Source organism: Candidatus Zixiibacteriota bacterium (assembly GCA_040753495.1).
GTDB lineage: Bacteria > Zixibacteria > MSB-5A5 > GN15 > PGXB01 > DYGG01.
Genome location: JBFMEF010000021.1, coordinates 1 through 6697, shown reverse-complemented (window position 1 = coordinate 6697; position 6697 = coordinate 1). Strand labels below are relative to the sequence as shown.

Below are 6697 nucleotides of genomic sequence, written 5' to 3'. Positions count from 1 at the left end.
CATTACCGCCGTAAAGAGAATCTGCTGTTTCCATATCTGGAAAAGCACGGCATCACAGGACCTCCCGCGGTGATGTGGGGAAAGCATGACGAAGCCCGAGAGCACCTTTCCGGGGCGATTGAAGCCTTGAAAGAGACCGCTCAGATTGCCGCCGGCGAAGCCAAAACGGTGATTGACCTGGTCTTACAGCCGGCCTGGAATTCCATCGAAGAGATGATTTACAAAGAAGAGCAGATTCTTTTCCCGATGTGCCTTGATACGCTCAGTGAGGAGGAGTGGTATCATATTAATAATCAGAGCCTTGAGATAGGATTCTGCCTGTATGACCCGCAGGTGACATGGAAACCATCGGGAGTAACCGTGAGAGAGGCGGCTCCTGAGACTGCCGGCAGAATACAACTGCCCAGCGGGAGCATGACCCCTGATGAATTGACGGCTATTTTGAACACGATTCCGTTTGACCTGACTTTTGTCGATAAGAATGACACGGTGCGGTATTTCACGCAAGGGAAAGAGCGGATTTTTGAGCGGAACCGGGCGATACTGGGACGTCAGGTGCAGCTCTGCCATCCGCCGTCGAGCGTACATATAGTGCAGAAGATTCTGGATGATTTCCATTCCGGCAAGCAGGAGCGGGCGGCATTTCATATCAATATGAAAGGGCGCTTTATAAGTATCGAGTATTTCGCCCTGCGCTCGCCGGAGGGGAAATATCTCGGGACGCTGGAAGTGAGCCAGGATCTGACCGAGAAACGGGCGCTTCAGGGTGAGAAAAGAATTCTCAGTTATGAAGAAGAGGTGACGTCATGAATGTTACAAAAACATTGTCGGATATCACTCCTGAAACCAAAATCGGCGCCCTTCTCGACAGCTTCCCTCATCTGGAGAATTTCTTGATAGAGATGTCCCCCGCCTTTGCGAAACTGCGCAACCCGATACTGCGGAAAACGGTCGCCAGAGTGGCGACTATTCGACAGGTGGCGCAAATAGGGAGCATCCCTCTGGGAACTATGATAAATTCGCTGCGCGCGGCGGCCGGGCTGGAAGCGAAAACGACCGCCGCTACCGAAGCGACTGTGAGCGACGGTGAGCCGGGCTGGGTCAAGAGTCTGAAAATTGTAAAAATGCTCGACGCCCGCCCGATGCTGGAGGCGGGAGAACATCCTATCGGGGTGGTGATGAAAGAGCTGGGAGCGCTGAATAGCGGTGAAGGATTTCTCCTTGTTACACCGTTTCTTCCGGCGCCGCTGATTGATATGGCGCGCGGCAATGGGTACGAGAGCTATACAAGAGTCGAAAACGAAGAATTATTCAACACTTATTTCCGAATAAGAGAATAGGATTTGGAGGCAGTATGACTGAAGATAAAGCCAGCGGCGCGCTGGAGCCGGCGATGATTTTTGACCTGGCGAAGTTGCTGGATTATGTCCCCGGTTCGATTGTCAGCCGGACGCTGGTAAAAAGCAAAGCCGGGACGGTGACATTATTTTCGTTTGATGCCGGACAGGGGTTGAGCGAGCATTCGGCGCCGTATGACGCCATGGTGCAGGTGCTCGACGGCGAGACCGAATTGACTATCGGCGGGAAAGTGGTGGCGCCAAAGAAAGGGGAGACCGTGGTGATGCCGGCAAATATACCGCATGCGGTACATTCCTCCGGACGGTCGAAAATCTTGCTGACCATGATAAGAGGATAGTTGGTTGCGATGATTGCTTTAAGATTATTGCCGGCGATATTAGCCGTTTTGATACTGGGAGCGCACTTTTACCGGGGGGCGAACTACGGGCTGGTGGCGGTCTGCGGTGCGGCGCCGCTCATGCTTTTCTTGCGGAGGCGGTGGGTAATCTATGTAACTCAGGTGCTCCTGCTGTTCGGCGGATTTATCTGGCTCAACACTATTCATAACTTTGTCCAGATACGGGAGGCGATGGGGCTACCCTCAACAAGGATGGCAATAATCCTCGGGGCGGTGGCGCTCTTCACTGTCGGCGCGGCATTCCTATTCAGCAGTCGGCGGGTGAAAGCCTTCTATCAGGAGTATGCCTCATCGGCGATTCCGAGCGCGGCGGCATTTCTGCTGACCGCCTTGACCCTCTCGATTGCGCAGGCAAAGGTCAGCTTTCCGATACTTTTGATTGATAGATTTGTCCCCGGCGCCGGATGGTTGGAAATCCTGGGATTGTCATTCTACGCCGCTTTCATCACTGAGAAGATGCTGGATATAAATCAGTCCTCCCTCTGGCGGAGGCGAATCTGGACACTCTTCTCGGTCGTTTTCTTTTCGCAACTGCTTCTGGGGCTGGTCGGATTTGAGAAATTCCTGATGACCGGCAAACTGCATCTTCCGATACCGGCGATAATTGTCGCCGGACCGATATTCCGGGGGGAAGGGTTTTTCATGCTGATACTGTTTGCCGCGACCGTTATCCTGGTCGGCCCGGCCTGGTGCAGTCATCTTTGTTATATCGGCGCCTGGGATAACCTGGCATCGCTGGGACGGATAAAGCCAAAAAAGATGCCACCCTGGCGGCACCCGGCGCGTCTGACCATAACCGCCCTTATAATATTTATCGCGCTGGCATTGCGGATAGCGGGAGTGCCAACTATCATAGCCACCATTCTGGGGTTGATATTCGGTATCGCCGGGGTAGGGCTGATGGTCTTCTGGTCGCGGAAAGCCGGGGTGATGACCCATTGTGTTACTTATTGCCCGATTGGACCGATTGCCAACCTGGCGGGGAAACTTTCGCCTTTTCGAATACGGATAAACGATTCGACCTGCACCGACTGCGGAATCTGCCATACCGCCTGCCGGTATGACGCCCTCAATATGATTGATATTAAGAATCGTCGCCCCAATTTTGCCTGCACTCTCTGCGGGGATTGTCTGGGGAGTTGCCGTGACGGTTCCCTTACTTACAAGTTTCTCGGTTTGAGCGCCGAGAATGCCCGGCGGTTGTTTATAGTGATGATTGTTTCGCTGCATGCGGTATTCTGGGGGGTGGCGCGGATATAGGGGGGAGAGTCCGTTGTCACCGCACTTTTCTGTCTGTTCCCAAAGAAGCGTGGGGAGATTTTCTATCAGTCTTTGTCTTGCGGGGTGTATAATAAGTAAATCAGTCCAATCACGGAGGAAGATATGAGAGTCTATCTTTATCTGGGGAGTTTCCTTCTGGCCGGGTCGCTCTTAGCCGGCGCAGCCTCGCGGTTATCGCTGGGGGATTCGCGGGCATCAGAGTTTGTCGATGAGGAATATGCCGAATCCTGCGGGCTGGAGAAATTGAGCGACCGCGAGGTGCTCAATCTGCTTAATCTGGTGAAATCATTCCACGGCATCTCATTCGTTGAGGAAGCGGCGCAGAATTATATGATTAAGCAGGGGTGGCATCGAACCGACATTCTCGGGTATCACTTTCTCCGACTGTCAGGCGATTCCGAACCGACCGAGTATCTTCTGGCATACCGCGAAGGGAAAATGTTTGTACTCGATATCCCGTTAATAACTCCTCGCCTGGAGCCGGGGTTATACTGGTCAAAAGGATTTGGCTCATCATGGGATATTATGTCGCCCGACGGTGAAACCGAGAACTACTGGGTCAAAGAGAGCCGATGACCGGGCAAAAATTCCCCGCTGTCTCATCAAACAGGAAGTCAGGTGAGGATTTTCGCTAATCCCATAACTGACAATCTGACCTTATAATCACGGCACTTTCGGCAAGGATGCCTCAATCTTCCGCGCCTGCTCCTCGGTGAACGCGGTATCTTCGATGTTTCCGGTAAGATATTTGTCATACGCCGCCAGGTCAAAATAACCGTGACCGCTCAGCGCGAAGGCGATAGTCTTTTTCTCGCCGGTAACCTTGCACTTGAGGGCTTCGTCGATGGCGACCTTGACGGCATGGGCGCTTTCCGGCGCCGGCAGGATACCTTCATTCCGGGCAAAGAGCACCGCCGCTTCAAAGACCGGCTTCTGGTCAACCGCGACTGCTTCAATCATCTTCTCATCATGCATAAGGCAAAGCAGGGGGGCGTCACCATGGTAGCGCAGCCCCCCGGCATGAATCGACGGCGGCACAAAAGAATGACCGAGAGTATGCATTTTCAAAAGCGGCGTGAGACCAACCGTATCGCCGAAATCGTAACGGTATAGTCCCCGGGTCAGCGATGGACAGGCGGTCGGCTCCACCGCTACCAGGCGGGTCTCTTTCCCGGATTTCAGATTGTCCTGGGCAAAAGGGAAGGCAAATCCGGAGAAGTTACTTCCTCCGCCGACACAGCCAATTACAACCTCGGGGTATTCATCAATCATCTCAAACTGTATTTTCGCCTCCAGACCGATGACCGTCTGGTGCATCAGGACATGGTTCAGAACGGAGCCGAGAGCGTACTTGGTGTCATTATGGGTGGCGGCATCTTCGACCGCTTCGCTGATAGCGATGCCGAGACTACCGGGGGAATCAGGATTCTCCGATAGAATCTTCCTCCCTGCCTCTGTCAAGTTGGTCGGACTGGGAAGAACTTTTGCCCCCCAGGTTTCCATCAGGATACGCCGGTACGGCTTCTGCTCATAACTTACTTTGACCATATAGACGGTGCATTCAAGACCAAAGAAGCGGCATCCGAAGGAGAGGGCGCTTCCCCACTGCCCGGCACCGGTCTCGGTCGCAAGGTGCTTTACCCCTTCTTTCATATTGTAAAATGCCTGCGCCACGGCAGTATTCGGCTTATGGCTCCCGGATTGTGAGACCGATTCATTTTTGAAGTAAATTTTCGCCGGTGTGCCGAGGGCTTTTTCCAGACGGCGCGCCCGCACCAGCGGCGTGGGACGCCAGAGTTTATATATTTCGAGCACTTCTTTAGGAATATCGACCCACCGCTCCCGGGTCACTTCCTGCATAATTAGCTCCATCGGGAAAAGCGGCGCCAGGTCATCGGGACCGAGCGGTTTGAGGGTGCCGGGGTGAAGCGGCGGCGGCACCGGTTTGGGAAGGTCGGCCTGAATATTATACCAGGCTTTCGGGATATCTTCCTCAGAGAGGACAATCTTAGTCCGGTCCATACAAATCTCCTTATAAGTCGATAATCGTTTTATTCGTCGAAAACGAAAGTCGGCTCCTGATAAAAGCGGATGCTCTTATGAAGAACCATCTTCTGCATAGTCTCCTGAAGCCAGTGATTCTTCTCTTCCAGCGTCAAAGATGACTTCAAAAGTTCCAGGCTGATATTGAGCCCCAGCGCCCGTTTCGGGAGAACCACCCGGGTAATACCGGCCGGCAGTTTTTTCCCCGAGTTGACGACCTGCATCAATTCGGCGGCGCTGAACGTGCGAAACTGCAGGAGAGTCCGAAATTCCGGATAATTATGCGCCAGATGTTCCAGATTGAGATAACTGACCCGGTCGTAGTGCGGGGTATGCAGATAGCAGTCGGTAAACTGATTCAGAATCTCGACTTTCTGCAGTAAACTACCACCTGATTCAAGGAGAAGCGACTTCCTGTCAGCGAATGTAAGAGAACAGAGAAATGAAGGAGACTTGGCGGTCTCTTCCGGGACAACATCTGATTCATGAGTAGTAAGGGCGGCTATCTTACTGATATGATTTTCAAAAAAAGACCGGTCGAACTTTTCGACGGCGTGATGCCAGCAGTTAATGGTCAGGTTTGCGTCGTCGATTTTCACCACCTGCACCGGGATATGCTCGAAGTGTAGTTTGCTCAAAGCTGTCACCCGGTTGGCGCCGTCAAGTATCAGGAAATTGCCGCCATCGCCGGGGTCGGCGACAATCGGCGGGTTTTTGAGGATTCCTTCGTCACCGAGTCGGTTGACCAGATTAAGAAGCCGCTCCTCGTCCGGGGCTTCGTGAAATCGAAGCCGCGACAGGGGAAGGATTCTCAGGTCGGGCAATTCCCCGATTTTGAGATGATTTCGGACAGCAGTTTTCCTCAAAGTTTCTCCAGCAATGGCACCGACAGAAGCATTTGCGGTATAAATTGTTATACGATTTCAGGCAACATTTTAGCAGCCGCTTTACGGTCTCTTCCGATACCGGTCGTATCTTGAGTCTTTCGGCAGGTTTTGAGCGGAATTGAGCCCCCCCTCAAAAGTGATTGTTGGCAGCATTATTTGCGAGGCATGATATCTTTGGTAACAACCGGCGGGGCAGCGCCGTCTATTCACTGATAGAGTGATTTTGCTGTCTGGTGCCAGGAAGGAGTACTTTGAGGTTGCCTGTCCGGAATAATAGGTTATTTTAATAACATTACCGCCTGATTGGTCATATCAAACCATCAACTGTGGAGGAAAAGATGCCCCAAAGACTGTTATCGTTTTTCTGTCTGGTTTTATTACTGGCGGCTGCGGCTGTTGCCACACCGCCACCTCCCCTCAACTACCGAATTTCCAGCCCGTTTCCCCAGTTGCAGAACGAGGAGCAGGTCTGGGTGTCGCCGACCGACAGCACTTCCCTGGTGGCGCTCTGGCGCGATTTTCGGCTCGGATATCGCCAGGTCGGACTGGGACGCTCCACCGACGGCGGCAATACCTGGACCGACTCGCTTGTTACTGTCAGGCGTTTTACCTATCAGTCCGACCCTTGTGTGGATGTTGACGCCGACGGCAATTTCTTTCTCTGTTTTCTCGATTATGCCGGAGGGGCATCGACCATAACGGTTCTTAAGTCTTATGACAATGGCGCCTC

8 protein-coding genes are annotated in these 6697 nt (G+C 52.9%); 6 read left to right on the top strand and 2 right to left on the bottom strand.

Features of this window, described 5'->3' with window-relative positions; translation table 11 throughout:
* From AB1690_01335 to AB1690_01315, 5 genes are all read left to right on the top strand, one after another.
* A partial coding sequence (locus AB1690_01335; protein ID MEW6013943.1) for a PAS domain-containing protein occupies positions 1–810 on the top strand: 810 nt, incomplete at its 5' end.
* A complete protein-coding gene (locus AB1690_01330) occupies positions 807–1340 on the top strand; it encodes a DUF2249 domain-containing protein (protein MEW6013942.1) in 534 nt (177 codons plus the stop codon). The genes AB1690_01335 and AB1690_01330, both read left to right, overlap by 4 nt.
* A gap of 14 nt (positions 1341–1354) precedes the next feature.
* On the top strand, positions 1355–1696 hold the full coding sequence (locus AB1690_01325) for a cupin domain-containing protein (protein ID MEW6013941.1): 342 nt from the start codon (positions 1355–1357) through the stop codon (positions 1694–1696).
* 9 nt (positions 1697–1705) lie between these two features.
* The gene (locus AB1690_01320; GenBank protein ID MEW6013940.1) at positions 1706–3016 is read left to right on the top strand and encodes a 4Fe-4S binding protein; all 1311 of its coding nucleotides are present in this window, start codon (positions 1706–1708) and stop codon (positions 3014–3016) included.
* Positions 3017–3139: 123 nt separating this feature from the next.
* Entirely contained in the window at positions 3140–3613 is a 474-nt protein-coding gene (locus tag AB1690_01315; GenBank protein ID MEW6013939.1) for a hypothetical protein, read from the top strand.
* A gap of 87 nt (positions 3614–3700) precedes the next feature.
* Here AB1690_01315 and AB1690_01310 read toward each other — a convergent pair whose 3' ends face one another.
* Positions 3701–5059: a TrpB-like pyridoxal phosphate-dependent enzyme gene (locus tag AB1690_01310; protein MEW6013938.1), complete on the bottom strand. Its 1359-nt coding sequence runs from the start codon at positions 5057–5059 to the stop codon at positions 3701–3703.
* 29 nt (positions 5060–5088) lie between these two features.
* Complete coding sequence (locus tag AB1690_01305; protein ID MEW6013937.1) at positions 5089–5946, bottom strand: ParB N-terminal domain-containing protein; 858 nt, start codon at positions 5944–5946, stop codon at positions 5089–5091.
* A gap of 359 nt (positions 5947–6305) precedes the next feature.
* On the opposite strand from AB1690_01305, the gene AB1690_01300 reads away from it, so the two are divergent.
* On the top strand, positions 6306–6697 hold a 392-nt coding region (locus AB1690_01300), incomplete at its 3' end, for a hypothetical protein (GenBank protein MEW6013936.1).